Below are 16,443 nucleotides of genomic sequence, written 5' to 3'. Positions count from 1 at the left end.
CCTTGAACTCCCGCGAAAACTTCCGTCGCTGCATCTGCCACCTCCGGCTTCATGAAACACCCAATCTCGGTGTCCACGAAACCGGCAGCAGGCCAGGAGGCGTCGAGACGGACCAAGAAGATCAAGAAGGCCAAGAGAACGAGACCGCCGAGAACAGCGAGCGCGTCGGTCGCAAGGCGAAATATCCTCTGGCCGGCCCCGACCCGTCGGCGCGGATGAGCTTCCGTCCCGCGGTCCATCCTCACCCGAGAAGCGGCGCTCGTCGGAACATTGTGCACCGAGGCATCTGTCAACTGCCGACCCCACGACCGAATAAGTGGCTAACGCAACTTATGGGGGAGATGCAAGTTCGCTTGCCTGATGGCCCTCTGCTGCGCGCGGTTGCGGTCAGGCGGGGCGCCGGCTTCATTTGCCCCCTCAACTCTGCCGCCGACCCTCCGTCCTTGGCGTGAGGGCGGCGGCTGTGCTATGCGGCGCGTTCACAGAGAGCGCGATCATGACGCCGAACGACCCCGCAGCCCCCGAAGACGGGATGGCCGCGATCCATCCGGCCCTTGCCTCCGCCCTCGCGGCCAAGGGCTACACCGAACTCACGCCCGTCCAGACCGAGATGGCCGAAGGCGGCCATGGCGAGGCCGATCTGCTCGTCTCGGCGCAGACCGGCTCGGGCAAGACCGTCGCCTTCGGCATCGCGATCGCCTCGACCCTGCTCGGCACGGCGGAGCGGTTCGGGGTGCCGGGCGCGCCGCTCGGCCTCGTCGTCGCACCGACGCGCGAGCTCGCGATCCAGGTGCAGCGCGAGCTCGACTGGCTCTATGCGGAGACCGGCATCGCCACCGCGACCTGCGTCGGCGGCATGGATATGCGGGGCGAAAGGCGGGCGCTCGACCGCGGCGCGCATCTCGTCGTCGGCACGCCGGGCCGGCTGCGCGACCACATCAGCCGCGGCGCGCTCGATCTCGGGGGCCTTCGCGCCGTCGTGCTCGACGAGGCCGACGAGATGCTCGATCTCGGCTTCCGCGAGGACCTCGAATTCATCCTCGGTGCGGCGCCCCCGGAGCGCCGGACGCTGCTCTTCTCGGCGACCGTGCCGCGCGGCATCGCCGAGCTCGCGGCGAGCTTCCAGCGCGATGCGGTGCGCGTCGTCGCCACCGCGGCGAATGTGCAGCACGCGGACATCGACTACCAGCTGATGCTGGTGCGGCGCGACGAGCGCGAGCACGCGGTGATCAACACCCTGCTCGAGGCGGATGGCAGCGCGCTCGTCTTCTGCCATACCCGCGAGGCGGTGCGCCACCTGACGGCGCGGCTCGCCAATCGCGGCTTCCCGGTCGTCTCGCTGTCTGGCGAGATGGCGCAGTCGGAACGGTCCAACGCGCTGCAGTCGATGCGCGACGGGCGGGCGCATGTCTGCGTCGCGACCGATGTCGCGGCGCGCGGCATCGACCTGCCCAATCTCGACCTCGTCATTCACGCCGACGTGCCGAGCAATCCGGCGACGCTGCTGCACCGCTCGGGCCGGACCGGGCGCGCCGGGCGCAAGGGCGTCTGCGTGCTGATCGTGCCGGAGAACCGGCGCGGCGCGGCGCAGCGCGTGCTCGCGCTCGCCAAGCTCGCCGCCACCATCCGGCCGGCGCCGGCGATCGCCGAGATCGAGGCGCGCTACCGGGCGCAGATCCTCGAGGCGGCGCTCGCGGCGGAGCCGCCGGAGGAGAGCGAGGCCGCCTTCGTGGCGGAACTCGTCGCGCGGGTCGCGCCCGAGCGGCTCGCCGCCGCCTTCCTGCGCCAGCAACTCGCCGCCCGTCCGGTGCCCGAGGATCTCGTGCCGCTGCCGGTCGGCGCCATGCCGCCGCGCAAAGGCCGGCGCGACGAGCGGTTCGAGGAGGCGCGCGGCGCCGGTCCGGCGCAGCCCGCCGCCGCCTCGGGGCCGGGTCCCGTGCGGCCGGCGCGCGGGCCGGACATGGAGGGCGGCGTCTGGTTCAGCCTGCCGCTCGGCCGCAAGCACCGCGCCGATCCGAAATGGCTGCTGCCGATGATCTGCAAGGCCGGCGGCGTTTCGAAGCGCGATGTCGGCGCGATCCGGATCGACGAGACCGAGACCCGCTTCGAGATCGCCGCCGAGGCGGCGGACGCCTTCGCCGAAGCCGTCCGTCAGCCGGGCGCGACCGAGAAGGGCCTCGTCATCGCCCCGGCAGAGCCGGCGGCGGAGCGTCCGCGGCCGGCCCGGCCGCGCCCGGGGCCGAAGCGGGAGGGCCGTCCGCCGGCCGGCGGCGAGGGCCGCCCGCCCTATCGCGGCAAGGGCGCGTCCTTCGATCGCCCTTCAGGCGGCCGGCCGAAGGGCGGCAGGCCGAAACGGCCGGGCTGACGCCGGCCCGTCGCGCCGGCGCGAACGTCCCGCCTCAGGCCTGGTGGCCGAGATTGCGGGAGATCGCGGCGGCGGCCTCGAGCAGGCGGTCCTTCACCCAGCCGGTGAGTGCCTCGTCGGGGAACAGCTTGTCGGCGACATTGATCGCGGCGATCGGCCGGCCTTCGGCGTCGTGGACCGGGGCGGCGATGTGTTTGATCCGCGCCATGGTGAGGGATTCCGCGACGACATAACCCTGCACCCGTTCCACCGCCAGCCGTGCCTTCAGGGCCGCGAGGTCGGCCGGCACGAAACCCGGCAGGTGGTCGAAATCATAGCCCTCATAGAGCCGGTCGAGCTCGGCCTCGGGAAGATCGAGGAGCAGTGCCCGGCCGCAGGAAACGGCGTGCGCCGGGTGGCGCGTGCCGACCGGCACGGCGAGGCGGCCGTCGCGCTGGTCCGGCGAGGCGGCGCGCAGCACGTAGAACATCTCGGTTCCGACCCGGACGCCGAGATGGGTGGTCGCTCCGGTCGCGTCGCGCAGCGCGTCGAGATGCGGCCGGGCGACATCGGCAACGTCGAAGGAGTGCAGATAGTCGAAGCCGAGCGACAGGCTGCGGGAATGCAGCCGGAAGCCCGTCGAATTGGGGATCCGGGCGATGAAGCCGTTCGCCTCGAGCGTGTAGAACAGGCGGAAGGCTGTGGCGCGCGAGATGCCGAGCGCCTTGCAGGCCTGCGGCACGGTGACGATGCGGTTCGACCGCGAGAACATCGCGAGGATGTCGAGGCCGCGCTGAAGCGCCGGGACGATGTAGCGGTCGTCCTTCGTCTCCGTTTCGCCCGCGCTCATCCGCCCCTCGCTTCCCGTCAATTCACTGTTTCCGCCGTGAGCGGGATCGCCCGGTCGCGCGTTGCGGCACGGCGCCCGAACCCTGCACTCGCACAATTCCGCCGTCGGGTCGAGGCGAGCCGCGGGGCGATTCCCCGCCGACCCGAGGGCCATGATCCACCTTCGAGCGCTTCCGAACCAGTTGACACAATTCCCTACGGATGTTTACCTAGTGAAGCATTGCTTCACATAAGAAGCATTCAGGCGCAAGCCGACGATCGGGGAGGATTGTCATGACGCGTGGGTTGTTGCGATCGGCCGCCTTGGCGGCCTTCATGGTATCGGCGAGTCTCGGTGCCAGCCTGCCGGGCTGGGCGGCGCAGACGCTCCAGTTCAGCACCTGGCAGGCGGAGGAGGGCGGCTTCGGCGTGTTCTGGGGCGAGGTCGTCGCGGCCTTCGAGAAGGCCCATCCCGACATCGACATCTCCGTCGTCCAGATCCCCTACAGCGAATACGTCAACCAGATGACGATCCGCTTCGCCTCCGGCCAGGCTCCGCAGATCATCCAGCTTCCCTACGAGTTCCTCGGCGTCTTCGCCGCGCAGGACTGGTTCGATGCGCTCGACGACAAGATCAAGGGCTCGGTCGTCGACACCAACTGGTCGTCGCTGCAGAGCGAGATGAACTGGAACGGCAAGACCGTCGGCGTCCTGATGACGAGCGGCGCGGTCGTGCTCTTCTATAACGAGAAGCTGCTCGCCGATGCCGGCGTCGCGCTGCCGACCAGCTATGACGAATACATGGCGTCGCTGCCGAAGCTGACCGACCGCGACAAGGGCGTTTTCGGTGTCTCCGCCGTCACCGCCCAGCACCCGACCATCGCGCACGAATTCATGCGCACCATCCATTGGTCGGGCCAGCAGCTGATCAAGGACGGCCAATACAACCTCACCGATCCGGCCGTGATCGCCGCCTTCGAGCGCTATCGCACGACGATCAAGGCGAGCGCGGCCCTCGGCTTCAATTCCTCGATGTCGCGGCAGGCCTTCGCGGACGGCAAGTCGGCCTTCATGATCGATGGGCCGTGGGTCTATTCGATCATCGCCACCGCGCCCGAGGACGTGCGGCCGCATTTGAAGATCATGAAGCCGCCCTTCCCGGTGGCGCTCGGTGGCGCCGCGCAGAGCCTCCACATCGCCGCCGGCCTCGATCCCGAAACGCGCGACGCGGCCTGGTCGTTCATCGAGTTCCTGACCCAGAAGGAGTGGCAGGAGCGCTGGACGGTGCTCACCACCGCGCCGACGGGTCTCAACGGCGTGCTGACGCCTGAACTCGCCAAGGAACATCCGCAGCTCGAAGTGGTCAACGCGGCTTCCGAAGGCGTCCGGCCGACCTTCCCGTCCGATACCGGCATCCGCAGCAATCTGAACGAGTTCACCCAGATCCTGATGCGCTCCGGCGTGCGGCTCCTGTCGACCGAGGATCCGACCGCGGATGTGCTGGCGGAGACCCAGGCCGAACTCGAGCGGACCTTCCCGCTGGAGTGATGCGGATGTCGCTGTCGAGCGTAGAGGCGTCGCCCGTCCGCAATGCGGGCGGGATCCGCCGGAAAGGCAGGCGGGAGGTGCGCGAGCGCCTCTTCGCCGCCGCCCTCCTCGGGCCGGCGCTTCTGGTGCTCGCCGCGCTCATCCTCTACCCGCTCTACAAGGTCGTCGACATCAGCTTCCGGATCGGGCCGAGCATGAATCTCGCCCGGCTCGGCCAGCAGCCGCTCGGCCTGCAGAATTACGCCCGCATCTTCGCCGACCAGACGCTGTGGGCGGCGGTGAAGGCCTCCGGCCTCTATGTCGGCGGCAGCGTCGCGCTCGCCTTCCTCGCGGGCCTGTGGACGGCGCTGCTCCTCAATGCGCGCCTTCCCGGCCGCCGGTTCCTGCGCACCGTTCTGCTCCTGCCCTGGGCGGTGCCGGGCATCGTCGCGAGCGTGATCTTCTCCTGGATGTTCGACGGCTCCTATGGCGTCGTCAACGCGCTGCTGCGCTACACCGGCATCAGCCATGCCGATACGCCCTGGCTGATGAATGCCGACAGCGCCATGCTGACGGTGATCATCGCGACGGCCTGGAAGGCCTATCCGCTGATCACCCTCACGATCCTCGCCGCGATGCAGACCATTCCGGGCGAGCTCTACGAGGCGGCTTCGGTCGACGGCGCGACGCCGGCGCAGAAATTCCGCTTCATCACGTTGCCGGGCATCGCCTCGGCGGGCCTCGTCTCGGTGCTGATCAGCGCGCTGTGGATCTTCGTCGACGTCGACATCATCTTCGGCTCGACCGGCGGCGGACCGGCGCTCGCGACCTCCACCCTGCCGCTCTACATCTACAATGAAGCCTTCCAGTTCTTCCGCATGGGGACCGCCGCGGCCGCCGGCGTGGTGATGATGATCGCCGCGATCGTCGCCTCCGGCTTCGTCTTCGGCGCCATCCGCAAGCAGAGGTTCTGACGATGGCGGCACGCACGACATCGCCCTGGGGGACCCGGCTCGGCTTCCTCGCGCTCGCCGCGACCGCCCTCGTCACCTTCTTCCCGATCTACTGGATGCTGATGACGGCGACCATGCCGACATCGCTGATCCTCGCGCGGCAGCCGGCGCTGCTGCCGCATCCGGGCCTCTTCTCGCTCGATGCGTTCTGGGGCGCACTCGCCCGCAAGCCCTTCCTCTTGTGGACGCTCAACAGCCTGATCATCGCCGTCGCCTCCTCGGCGGTGAGCCTCTTCGTCGCCGTGCTCGCCGGCTACAGCCTGTCGCGCTGGTCCTTCGCCAGCCAGCGTCTGCTCGCCGCCTCGCTGATGCTCGGCAAGATCCTGCCGGCGAGCCTCGTGATCATCCCGTTCTTCGTGATGTTCTCGGTCGGCGGCCTGCTCGACAGCTATGGCGCGCTGGTGCTCGCCAATGTCTCGACCGGCGTGCCGCTCGCCGCGCTCCTGATGAAGCAGTTCTTCGACCGCGTACCGCGCGAGCTCGACGAGGCGGCGATGCTCGACGGTTGCAGCCGGCTGACGACGCTCGGCCGTGTCGTGCTGCCGCTCGTCAAGCCGGGCCTCGCGAGCTGCAGCGTCTACCTTCTCCTGATGAGCTGGTCGGAATTCCTGTTCGCCCGGACCCTCATCTCCGACGTCAACAAGCGCGTGCTGACCGTCGGCCTGCAGAGCTTTGCCGGCGAATATCTCGTCGACTGGCCCGCCCTGATGGCCGCAGCGACGCTCACCCTCGTGCCGATCATCGTCCTGTTCATCTTCCTCGAGCCGTTCCTCGTCAGTGGCGCGACGAGCGGCGCGCTCTCGAAATAGGCCCGGAGTGTCTCAAGTGTCCTGGCGCGACGTGAAGCCGATCGACTGCGACATCCATGTGGTGGTGCCGCACACCGGCGTTCTTCTGCCCTATCTCGACGATTACTGGCGCGACTATGTGACGGTGCGCGGCGTCCGCAATCTCGACATGACGAGTTACCCCCCGACCGCGCCGCTGACGAGCCGGCCGGACTGGCGGCCGGCGACCGGTCATGCCGGCACCGACCTCGCGCTGCTGCGCCGGCACGTCTTCGACGAACTCGGCGCGCAGATCGCGATCTGTAATGTCGTATGGGGCGCGCAGGCGCTGCACCATCATCATCTCGCGGCGGCGCTCTGCCGGGCGGTCAACGCCTGGGTTGCGGCGGAATGGCTCGACCGCGAGCCGCGGCTGCGCGCCTCGATCGTCGTGCCCTGGCAGAATGCGGCGCATGCCGTCGAGGAGATCGAGCGCTGCGCGCCCGACAGGCGCTTCGTCCAGGTGCTCCTGCTCGCCATGGCCGACCAGCCGCTCGGCCGCGAGCACTACTGGCCGATCTACGAGGCGGCGGCGCGGCACGGCCTGCCGATCGCCATCCATGCCGGCAGCGCCTATCGCCATGCGACGACCTCGCTCGGCTGGCCGAGCACGCTGCTCGAGGACTATGTCGCGCAGGCCTCCGGCTTCCAGAACCAGCTGATGAGCCTGATCTGCGAGGGGGCGCTGTCGAAGTTCCCGGACCTCAAGGTCGTGCTCGTCGAATCCGGCGTCACCTGGCTGCCCGCCTTCATGTGGCGGGCGAACAAGATCTGGCGGGCGATGCGGATGGAGACGCCCTGGGTCGACCGGCCGCCCGCCGCGATCGTCCGCGACCAGGTCCGGCTGACCCTGCAGCCCTTCGACGCACCGCCCGACGCCGCGGTCGTCGAGCGGGTGATCGAGCAGATCGATTCCGACCGGACCATCCTCTTCGCGACCGACTATCCGCACTGGCAGTTCGACGAGGACGAGGTGATCCCCGCCGGCCTCTCCGCCGATCTCGCCCGCCGCGTGCTGGTCGACAACGCGCTCGCCACCTATCCGCGACTGGAGAGCCTCTCATGAACGAGACCCTCGTCCGTACCGCCGGCGCGACCCCGGTCAAGGATGGCGTCGTCGACTGCGACATCCATCCGCTGCCGGCCAGACCGGACGACGTGCTCGCCTATATGCCGGAACGCTGGCAGGAGCATCACCGCGTCTACGGCAGCCATTTCCGCGCGCCGTTCCGCGAATCGAGCCCGTGGCCGCGCGCCGCACCGGCGATCTCGCGGCGCGACGCCTGGCCGCCCAACGGCAACATGCCGGGCTCCGACCTGCCCTTCATGCGCGAGCAGCATCTCGACCTGCACAATATCGAGTTCGGCATCCTGCAGGTGCTCGGCTTCGCCACCGGCAGCCAGCGCAATCTCGACTACAGCGCGGCGATCGCCAGCGCTCTCAATCAGTGGCAGCTCGACTATTGGTGCAATCCCGAGCCGCGCCTGAAGGGTTCGATCGTCATACCGACGGAGGATCCGGAGGCCGCGGTCGCCGAGATCGAGCGCTGGGCCGGCCATCCCGCCTTCGCGCAGATCTTCATGACGCCGCGCCTGACCGAGCCGATGGGCCGGCGGCGCTACTGGCCCATCTATGAGGCGGCGTCGCGCCACAACCTGCCGATCGGCATTCATGGCGGCGGCCATGGCGCGCATGCGACCACCGGCGGCGGCTGGCCGTCCTATTACATCGAGGAGCATCCGACGGCCGGACAGAGCGCGCAGGCGCTGATCACCAGCCTGATCGTCGAGGGCGTGCTCGAGCGCTGGACCAATCTGCGCTTCGTCGTCGTCGAGGCCGGCTTCGCCTGGGTGCCCGCGCTCGGCTGGCGGCTCGACAAGCACTGGCGGCGGTTGCGCTCCGAAGTGCCGCATATCGAGCGGCTGCCTTCCGAGCAGATGCACCAGCATTTCTGGTTCACCACCCAGCCGGTCGACGAGCCGGAGCGGCCGGACGATATGCGCCGCACCTTCGACTGGATCGGCTGGGACCGCATTCTCTACGCGTCGGACTATCCGCACTGGGATTTCGACGATCCGCGTTACGCCTTCCCCTTCCGGCTGAGCCCCGAGGAGCGTGCCATGCTCTTCCGGGACAATGCCGTGTCGCTGTTCGGACTCGCCTGACATGGCCCGCTACGTCGTCGCGACGACCGGAGACATCCCGGTCGGCACCAACAAGGTCGTCACCGTCCGCGGCCGCGAGATCGCGGTCTTCAACGTCAAAGGCGCGTTCTACGCCTTCCTGAACAAGTGCCCGCACGAGGGCGCCAGGCTCTGCCACGGCGCGGTGGTCGGCCTCGTCCGCTCCGACGAGCCGGGCACCTTCGAATATACGCGCCAGGGCGAGATCCTGCGCTGCCCGTGGCACGGCTGGGAGTTCGATATCCGCACCGGCCAGTCCTGGGTCGATCCGGAGAACACCTGGGTCAAGAACTACCCGGCCTCTATCGAGCGCGGCGGCAAACTGGTCGAGGGCCCCTACAAGGCCGAGGTGTTCCCGGTCAGTGTCGAGGAGGACTACGTCGTTCTGGAGGTCTGAGGGCCGCCGGTCCGAAGGGGCGGCCCCGGTGCCGCTCCTTCGGATCGTGCCGGCTAGTCCGGCAGCTCGACCTGCACCATGCCCGCTTCGACCCGCACCGGATAGGTCCTGAGGTCCGCGGTGATCGGCGCGCCGAGCCCCTTGCCGGTCCGGACATCGAAGCAGCCGGCGTGCAGGGGGCATTCGATGACGCCGTCCTCGAACCAGCCCTCCGAGAGATAGGCGTGGGCGTGCGTGCAGATGTTGTCGGTGGCCCTGAATTCATCGCCGTCGAGTCTGTAGATCGCCAGTTCGAAGCCGCCGATCTTGAAGGATACCGCGGTGTTCTCTTCGATGTCTGCGGAGGATATCGTGTCTATCCATGGCATAAAGAATGTATCTCCGTTCTCAATATCGAATAAACTCTAGTAATCTGAAGCTATAGAAAAGATCAACGGGAAAAATCCGGGAGGCGGCGATGGCGGATGGCGGGTCCGAGGCGAATGTGATCGCGGGTGGCGGGCAGGCGGGGGCATGCGCGGCGATCGCGATGCGGGAGGCGGGCTTCGCCGGCCGGATCATGCTCGTCGGCGACGAGCCCCATCTGCCCTATGAGCGGCCGCCCCTGTCGAAGGAGGTGATCGTCTCCGAGGCGGAGCCGGCGCCGACCTTCATCGGCTCGGCCGAGCGCTTCGCCTCGCTCGGCATCACGCTCCGGCTCGGCACGGCCGTCGAAGCGATCGACCCGAAGGCGCAGCGGCTCTTGCTCTCGACCGGCGAGACGCTCGCCTATGACCGCCTGCTCCTCGCCACCGGCGGCACGGCCCGGCGCCTGCCGGTGCCCGGGGCCGAGCATGCGCTCGGCCTGCGCACGCTCGACGAGGCCCGGCTGATCCGCGCCCGGCTGAAGGCGGCGCGCGCGGTGGTCTGTATCGGTGCCGGGGTGATCGGCCTCGAGATCGCAGCGAGCGCCGGCGCGCTCGGCTGCACGGTGACGGTGATCGAGGCGGGGCAGGGGGCGATGGAGCGCTGCCTCGTCCCGGAGATCGCCCGCTTCATGGAAGCGGTGCATCGCGACGCCGGCACGACGCTGCGCTTCGGCGAGGCGGTTGCCGGCATCGAGCGGCTCGGCGACGGGCGGTTCTGCGTCGCGACCCGCTCCGGTCCGGCGGTCGAGGCGGATTGCGTGATCGCCGGCATCGGCCTCGAGCGGAACGTCGCGCTCGCGAAGTCGGCCGGGCTCGGGGGCGAGGGGGCGATCGATGTCGACGCCTTCGGCCGGACGAGCGACGGCGCGATCTATGCCGCCGGCGACGTCGCCGCCTTCTGGCATCCGCTCTTCAAGGCCCGGCTGCGGCTCGAGAACTGGCGCCACGCGCAGAACCACGGCACCGCCGTCGGCCGGGCGATGGCCGGCGGGACGGAGCCCTATGCCGACCTGCCGTGGTTCTGGACCGATCAGTTCGGCATCAATCTGCAGGTCTGCGGCTTTCCGCTCCGGGCCGCGGAGACGGTGATCCGCGGCGATCTCGCGACGCGCAGCTTCGTCGCGCTGCATCTCGACGCCGCCGGCACGGTGATCGCCGCGACCACCGCCAATCGCGGCCGCGACATGCGCGCGGCGATGAAGCTGATCACGGCCGGCCGGCCGATCGACCGGCGCAAGGTCGCCGACGAGGCGGTGCCGACACAGGCGCTGGCGCTGTCGGCCTGACAGGGAAGGGACATTTCATGCGGATCGCATTCATCGGCCTCGGCGTCATGGGACGCCCGATGGCGGGGCATCTCATCGCCGCGGGGCATCGGCTCTTTCTGAAGACGCGCCGCGGCGTGCCGGAGGACCTCGTCGCGGCCGGCGGCACCGCCTGCGCCACCGTGGCGGAGGCGACCGCGGCCGCCGATCTCGTCATCACCATGCTGCCCGATACGCCCGATGTCGAAACCGTGCTCTTCGGCGCCGACGGCGTCGCCGCCGCGGTCGAGGGCAGGACGGTCGTCGACATGAGTTCGATCTCGCCGCTCGCGACGCAGGATTTCGCACGGCGGATCGCCGCGGCGGGCGGCGATTATCTCGATGCCCCGGTCTCGGGTGGAGAGGTCGGCGCCAAGGCGGCGACGCTGACCATCATGGTCGGCGGGTCCGAGACGGCCTTCGCGCATGTGAAACCCGTGCTCGAGGCGATGGGGAAGAACGTGACGCGCGTCGGCGCGGTCGGTCATGGCCAGATCGCCAAGGTCGCCAACCAGATCATCGTCGCGCTGACGATCGAGGCGGTCGCCGAGGCGCTCGTCTTCGCCTCGAAGGCCGGCGCCGATCCGGCGCTCGTCCGCCAGGCGATCACCGGCGGGCTCGCCACCTCGCGCATCCTCGAACTGCACGCGCCGCGCATGATCGAGGGCAAGTTCGATCCCGGCTTCCGCATCGCCCTGCACCAGAAGGATCTCGAACTGGCGCTCTCGAATGCGAGGGCGCTCGGCATGGCACTGCCGAACACCGCATCGACGCAGCAGCTCTTCAATCTCTGCACGGCGCTCGGCGGCGCGGCCTGGGATCATTCCGGCCTCGTGCGGGCGATCGAGGCGATGGCCGGGCACCGCATCGCGGACCGGACGGCGCCATGAGCTCCGCCATCGGCCTCTCCGCGCGGCCGACCGTCGTCATCGCCCATCCCGGCGCGCCGCTCTTCCGCGCGGCGCTCGCCCGCCGGCTGCCGGACGTGTCGGTGATCGAGGCGCCCGACCGCGGCGCGCTCGACGCGGCGATCGGCGAGGCGGACGTGCTTCTCGTCTCCGGCCTGTGGCGGGACGATCTCCTCGACCGGGCCCCGCGGCTGCGGCTCGTCCAGTCGGTGAGCAGCGGCATGGAGCGCTATCCCGCGGCCTTGCTCGAGGCGCGCGGCGTCGCGCTCGCGAGCGCGCGCGGCAGCAATGCCCGCGCGGTCGCCGAGCACGCGCTCGCGCTCACCCTCGCCCTGCTCCGCCGGCTCCCCGAGGCGGTGGCGGGTAAGACAGGCCGCCTCTGGCCGCCGGCCGTCGCTGCGCCGGACGCGCGCATCGGGGAGATCGCCGATTCGACCGTCCTCGTCGTCGGCCTCGGTGAAATCGGCGACCATCTCGCGGCCATGCTGAAGGCGCTCGGCGCGCGGGTCATCGGCGTCCGCCGCCATCCCGAGGCCGGCGCGGGCGCGGCTGATCGGGTGGTCGGCTTCGAGGCGATCGGCACGGTCTTGCCGCAGGCGGACGTCGTGGTGCTGACCTGTCCGCTCACCGAGACGACGCGCGGGCTGATCGGCCGCGCCGCGCTCGCCGCGATGAAGCCGGGCGCCGGGCTCGTCAATGTCGCGCGGGGCGCCTGCGTCGACGAGACGGCCCTCGCCGATGCGCTCGCGGAGCGCCGCATCGCCGCCGCCGCGCTCGACGTGTTCACGACCGAGCCGCTGCCGCCCGATTCGCCCTTCTGGTCGCTCGACAACCTCCTCCTCACGCCGCACCGCGCCGGCGAGACGCCGCGCGCCGAAGAGCGGATCGCGGCGCTCCTCGCCGAGAACATCAACCGGCTGCAGCGCGGCGAGGCGCCGGTGAACGGCGCCTGAGCGCAGACCGACCGCATTGTCGATCACCCTTCCCACTGACGCGGCGGCACTTCGCCATTGACAAATGAGGGCGAGCCCATATCGTAAGCATGATTAACCGGCGGGCATGCCGGACTTCGACATAGGCTGCAGAAGCCGAGGGCAACAGCGCCCCGCGAAAGGCCCACCGGCTCCTCCGGTGGCGGATTCGCGGGGTTTTTTGCGTTCGGCGATCCTGCAGGATCGGGACCGCATCGTGGACGCACCCCTGCGCATCGGCATTCTCTATTCGACCACCGGCGCCTATGGCGCCTTCGGTCGTGAAAGCCGCGACGGCGCCGAACTGGCCGCCGAAGAGCTGCGGCGCGAGGGCGTGCCGGTCGAACTGGCGATCGCCGATCCCGAGGGCGAGGCGGGCCGCTATGTCTCGCTCGCCCGCGAGCTCCTGCGCGACAAGGGCTGCCGCCACATCGTCGGCACGGCGCTCTCCGCGACCCGCAAGGACGTCGCGCCGCTGATCGAGAAGCACGACGGCCTGCTCTGGTATATCTGCCCCTATGAGGGGTTCGAGGCGAACGAGAACATCATCTACACCGGGCCCTGCCCGAACCAGCACCTGATCCCGCTCTTCGACCATCTGCTGCCGCTCTATGGCAAGCGCGCCTTCCTGCTCGGCGCCAATTACGTCTGGGGCTGGGAGATGAACCGGCTCGCCCGCGACCTGCTGCTCGAGGCCGGCGGTTCGGTGGTCGGCGAGCGCTTCCTGCCGATCGAGGAAACCGAGATCGGCCGGCTCGTCGCCGAGATCCGGGCGCAGCGGCCGTCCTTCATCCTCAACAATCTGATCGGCCCGTCGAGCTATGCCTTCCTCGCCGCGATGAGCGCGCTCGCCGCGGAGGATCCCGCCTTCCGGCCCGAGGTCTGCCCGGTGGTGAGCTGCGACCTGACGGAATGCGAGCTCGGCGAGATCGCGCCGGGTGCGGCGGTCGGCCAGCTTTCGGCGGCGAGCTATTTCGACAGCCTCGACACGCCCGAGAACCGCGCCTTCCGGGCGCTCGCCGCCGCCCGCTTCGGGGCGGACCGGCGCTTCTCGACCTTCTTCTCCGGTGCCTATACCGCCGTGCGCCTCTGTGCCGAGGCGATCGTTGCGGCCGGCACCGACGAGCCGGCCGAAGTGCGCCGGGCGGTCACCGGCAAAGTGCACCAGACCGTGCAGGGGCCGATGCGGATCGATCCGCGCACCCATCATGCGGCGCTGCCCTTCCATCTCGGCCGCATCAATGCCGAGGGCGGCTTCGACGTGATCGTCTCGCGGCCGCCGATCGCCGCCGACCCCTATCTCCTCGGCGCGCGCGGCGCGGCCGCCCATCTGCGGGTGGTCTCATGAGCACGCCGAATTTCGTCGGTCTGCGGGCGGTCATCCTGCACCGCGCGGACGAGGGCATCGAGCGGCTGGCGCGCCAGCTCCGCCGGCTCGGTCTCGATGTCGATCGTCGCTGGGCGCCGCTCGGGCCGCAGGAGCAGTGCGACATCGTGCTCGTCGATGCCGATCAGGGCTGGGGCGGCCTGCTGCCCTGGGCGGGGGCCGATGCGCCGGTGCCCGTCGTGGCGCTGCTCGGCTCGGAAGCGCCCGGCCGGATCGCCTGGGCGATCGAGCAGGGTGCCGGGTCGATCATCGCCAAGCCGATTGCGCAGGCCTCGGTCTATCCGGCGCTGGTGCTGGCGCTCCACGTCTTCGAGGAGCGGCGCGCGACGCGCGACCAGATCGCCGGGATGAGCGCCCGGCTGCGGCTGCGCGGCATCGTCCACCAGGCGGTGGAGGCGATCGCGCGGGCGCACGAGGTCGGCGAGGACGCCGCCTTCCGCCGGCTGCGCGAGACGGCGATGCAGCGCCGCATGACGCTCGAACAGGTCGCCGCGGACCTGCTCGCGCGCCGCAAGGATGCCGGCTGATGGCGGCGGGGTCGTTTCTTCGCGGCCTGCTGCGGCGGCCGACGGCCGTCGCCGGGCTCCTCGTCATCGCCGCGGTGGTGGTGGCGGCGCTCTTCGCGCCCCTCCTCGCGCCCTATGCGCCGGACGACCAGATGTTCGACGGGCTCTCGCTCGAGGGGGCGCCGCTGCCGCCTTCGGCGCAGTTCCTGCTCGGCACCGACACGCTCGGCCGCGACCTCCTCTCCCGCCTCGTCTTCGGGGCGCGCACCTCGCTGCTGATCGGCCTCGTCGCCAATGGCACGGCGGTGATGATCGGCCTCTTCGTCGGGGTGATGGCCGGCTATCTCGGCGGCTTCGCCGGCGCGGCGCTGATGCGCTTCACCGATCTGATGACGGCCTTCCCCGCGCTGCTCCTCGCCATCGTGCTCGCCGCGCTCCTGAAGCCGAGCCTGTGGATCGTCGCGCTCGTCATCGCGATGGTGAACTGGGTCCAGGTCGCGCGGATCGCCTATACCGAGACGCGGTCGCTGGTCGAGCGCGACTTCATCCTCGCCGAGCGGGCGATGGGCGCCGGGCCGGCGCGCATTCTCGGCCTCCACATCCTGCCGCATCTCGTGCCGACGGCGATCGTCTGGGGCACGCTCGGCATCGCCACCACCGTGCTGCTCGAGGCGACGCTCTCCTTCCTCGGCATCGGCGTGCAGCCGCCGGAGCCCTCCTGGGGCAACATCGTCTTCGAGAGCCAGAGCTATTTCGAATCGGCGCCGTGGCTCGTCTTCTTTCCCGGCGCGGCGATCCTTGCGACGGCGCTCGCCTTCAACCTCGTCGGCGACGCGCTGCGCGACCTGCTCGATCCGACGCAGCGCGGGAGGGGCTGATGGCCGCGCTCTTCCTCCGCCGCATCGTCCAGGCCGCCCTCATCCTGCTCGGCGTCGCGGCGATCACCTTCCTGATGCTCTATGCGCTGCCGGCCGATCCGGCGGTGCTGCTCGCCGGCCGCAACGCCACGCCGCAGACGGTCGCCAACATCCGCCACCAGCTCGGCCTCGACCAGCCGCTCGCCGTCCAGTTCTGGCATTATCTCGTCGATCTCGTGCAGGGCGATCTCGGCCGTTCCTTCAACCAGAAGACCGCCGTCGCGCCGCTGATCGCCGCGCGGCTGCCGGCGACATTGACCCTGATGGCGGCCGGCATCGCCATCGAGGTGGTGATCGGCTTGACGCTCGGCGTCGTCGCGGCGCTGCGGCGCGACGGCTTCGTCGACCGGGCGGTGATGACGATGTCCTTTGTCGGCGTCTCGACGCCGCAATTCCTCGTCGCTCTCTTGCTCCTCTATGTCTTTGCGGCGACGCTCGGCTGGTTCCCGATGTCGGGCTACGGCACCGCGGCCCATCTCGTCCTGCCCGCCTTCACGCTCGGCATTCTCGGCGCCGGCTGGTATGCGCGCGTCGTCCGCTCGGCGATGATCGATGTGCTCGGCCAGGACTATGTCCGCACGGCGAATGCGAAGGGCCTGTCGGCGCCCCGCGTCGTGCTGCGCCACGCGCTGCCGAACGCCCTCCTGCCGGTGATCGCGATGATCGGCATCGATATCGGCCAGTTCATGGGCGGCACGGTGGTGGTCGAGGCCGTCTATGGCTGGCCCGGCATCGGCCAGCTCGCCTGGCAGGCGATCCAGCAGGTCGACATCCCGATCATCATGGGGGTCACGCTCGTCTCCGCCCTCGCCATCGTGCTCGGCAATCTCTTCGCCGACCTCGTCGCGCCGCTGATCGACCCGCGCATCCGAACCGCATGAGCGCCATGCCGTCCGACCAGAAACCAACATTCAACAGAGGGA

The 16,443-nt window shown here is 69.8% G+C and carries 17 protein-coding genes; 14 read left to right on the top strand and 3 right to left on the bottom strand.

Annotated features, from left to right (window positions below; all coding sequences use genetic code 11):
* Positions 1-245, bottom strand: a 245-nt coding sequence (locus GGQ63_RS21880; RefSeq protein ID WP_210308615.1) for a hypothetical protein, incomplete at its 3' end; no start/stop codon positions are given.
* Positions 246-496: 251 nt separating this feature from the next.
* On the opposite strand from GGQ63_RS21880, the gene GGQ63_RS21200 reads away from it, so the two are divergent.
* Positions 497-2,365 (top strand): DEAD/DEAH box helicase, encoded by a 1,869-nt coding sequence (locus tag GGQ63_RS21200; protein WP_183858625.1) that lies wholly within the window; start codon positions 497-499, stop codon positions 2,363-2,365.
* Positions 2,366-2,399: 34 nt separating this feature from the next.
* Here the strand turns inward: GGQ63_RS21200 and GGQ63_RS21195 are convergent, their stop codons facing one another.
* Complete coding sequence (locus GGQ63_RS21195) at positions 2,400-3,194, bottom strand: IclR family transcriptional regulator (protein WP_183858624.1); 795 nt, start codon at positions 3,192-3,194, stop codon at positions 2,400-2,402.
* A gap of 272 nt (positions 3,195-3,466) precedes the next feature.
* Between GGQ63_RS21195 and GGQ63_RS21190 the strand changes: the two genes are divergently transcribed.
* From GGQ63_RS21190 to GGQ63_RS21165, 6 genes are all read left to right on the top strand, one after another.
* Positions 3,467-4,720: an ABC transporter substrate-binding protein gene (locus GGQ63_RS21190; protein WP_183858623.1), complete on the top strand. Its 1,254-nt coding sequence runs from the start codon at positions 3,467-3,469 to the stop codon at positions 4,718-4,720.
* Positions 4,721-4,797: 77 nt separating this feature from the next.
* Positions 4,798-5,673, top strand: a complete 876-nt coding sequence (locus tag GGQ63_RS21185) for an ABC transporter permease subunit (RefSeq protein ID WP_183858622.1) — start codon at positions 4,798-4,800, stop codon at positions 5,671-5,673.
* A gap of 2 nt (positions 5,674-5,675) precedes the next feature.
* On the top strand, positions 5,676-6,521 hold the full coding sequence (locus GGQ63_RS21180) for a carbohydrate ABC transporter permease (RefSeq protein ID WP_183858621.1): 846 nt from the start codon (positions 5,676-5,678) through the stop codon (positions 6,519-6,521).
* 16 nt (positions 6,522-6,537) lie between these two features.
* A complete protein-coding gene (locus tag GGQ63_RS21175; RefSeq protein ID WP_183858620.1) occupies positions 6,538-7,605 on the top strand; it encodes an amidohydrolase family protein in 1,068 nt (355 codons plus the stop codon).
* A complete protein-coding gene (locus GGQ63_RS21170; protein ID WP_183858619.1) occupies positions 7,602-8,705 on the top strand; it encodes an amidohydrolase family protein in 1,104 nt (367 codons plus the stop codon). The genes GGQ63_RS21175 and GGQ63_RS21170 overlap by 4 nt, the downstream gene beginning before the upstream one ends.
* 1 nt (position 8,706) lies before the next feature.
* Entirely contained in the window at positions 8,707-9,120 is a 414-nt protein-coding gene (locus GGQ63_RS21165) for a Rieske (2Fe-2S) protein (protein WP_183858618.1), read from the top strand.
* Between the two features lie 53 nt (positions 9,121-9,173).
* Here the strand turns inward: GGQ63_RS21165 and GGQ63_RS21160 are convergent, their stop codons facing one another.
* The gene (locus GGQ63_RS21160) at positions 9,174-9,488 is read right to left on the bottom strand and encodes a non-heme iron oxygenase ferredoxin subunit (protein ID WP_183858617.1); all 315 of its coding nucleotides are present in this window, start codon (positions 9,486-9,488) and stop codon (positions 9,174-9,176) included.
* 89 nt (positions 9,489-9,577) lie between these two features.
* On the opposite strand from GGQ63_RS21160, the gene GGQ63_RS21155 reads away from it, so the two are divergent.
* The 7 genes from GGQ63_RS21155 (at position 9,578) to GGQ63_RS21125 (ending at position 16,401) form a co-directional block, all read left to right on the top strand.
* Positions 9,578-10,813, top strand: a complete 1,236-nt coding sequence (locus GGQ63_RS21155) for an NAD(P)/FAD-dependent oxidoreductase (RefSeq protein ID WP_183858616.1) — start codon at positions 9,578-9,580, stop codon at positions 10,811-10,813.
* A 17-nt stretch (positions 10,814-10,830) separates the two neighbouring features.
* Positions 10,831-11,721: a 2-hydroxy-3-oxopropionate reductase gene (locus tag GGQ63_RS21150; protein ID WP_183858615.1), complete on the top strand. Its 891-nt coding sequence runs from the start codon at positions 10,831-10,833 to the stop codon at positions 11,719-11,721.
* A complete protein-coding gene (locus GGQ63_RS21145) occupies positions 11,718-12,692 on the top strand; it encodes a D-2-hydroxyacid dehydrogenase (protein ID WP_183858614.1) in 975 nt (324 codons plus the stop codon). The genes GGQ63_RS21150 and GGQ63_RS21145 overlap by 4 nt, the downstream gene beginning before the upstream one ends.
* 235 nt (positions 12,693-12,927) lie before the next feature.
* On the top strand, positions 12,928-14,058 hold the full coding sequence (locus tag GGQ63_RS21140) for a transporter substrate-binding protein (protein WP_183858613.1): 1,131 nt from the start codon (positions 12,928-12,930) through the stop codon (positions 14,056-14,058).
* Positions 14,055-14,624 (top strand): ANTAR domain-containing response regulator, encoded by a 570-nt coding sequence (locus tag GGQ63_RS21135; RefSeq protein WP_183858612.1) that lies wholly within the window; start codon positions 14,055-14,057, stop codon positions 14,622-14,624. Before GGQ63_RS21140 ends, GGQ63_RS21135 begins: the two co-directional genes overlap by 4 nt.
* Positions 14,624-15,481: an ABC transporter permease gene (locus GGQ63_RS21130; RefSeq protein WP_183858611.1), complete on the top strand. Its 858-nt coding sequence runs from the start codon at positions 14,624-14,626 to the stop codon at positions 15,479-15,481. Before GGQ63_RS21135 ends, GGQ63_RS21130 begins: the two co-directional genes overlap by 1 nt.
* Positions 15,481-16,401 (top strand): ABC transporter permease, encoded by a 921-nt coding sequence (locus GGQ63_RS21125; RefSeq protein WP_183858610.1) that lies wholly within the window; start codon positions 15,481-15,483, stop codon positions 16,399-16,401. Before GGQ63_RS21130 ends, GGQ63_RS21125 begins: the two co-directional genes overlap by 1 nt.
* The last annotated feature ends 42 nt before the right edge of the window (positions 16,402-16,443 follow it).

The sequence above is a fragment of the Prosthecomicrobium pneumaticum genome, from assembly GCF_014199915.1.
Lineage (GTDB): Bacteria > Pseudomonadota > Alphaproteobacteria > Rhizobiales > Kaistiaceae > Prosthecomicrobium > Prosthecomicrobium pneumaticum.
Note: the sequence above shows the minus strand (reverse complement) of the source record. Positions and strands in the feature narration are given on the sequence as shown.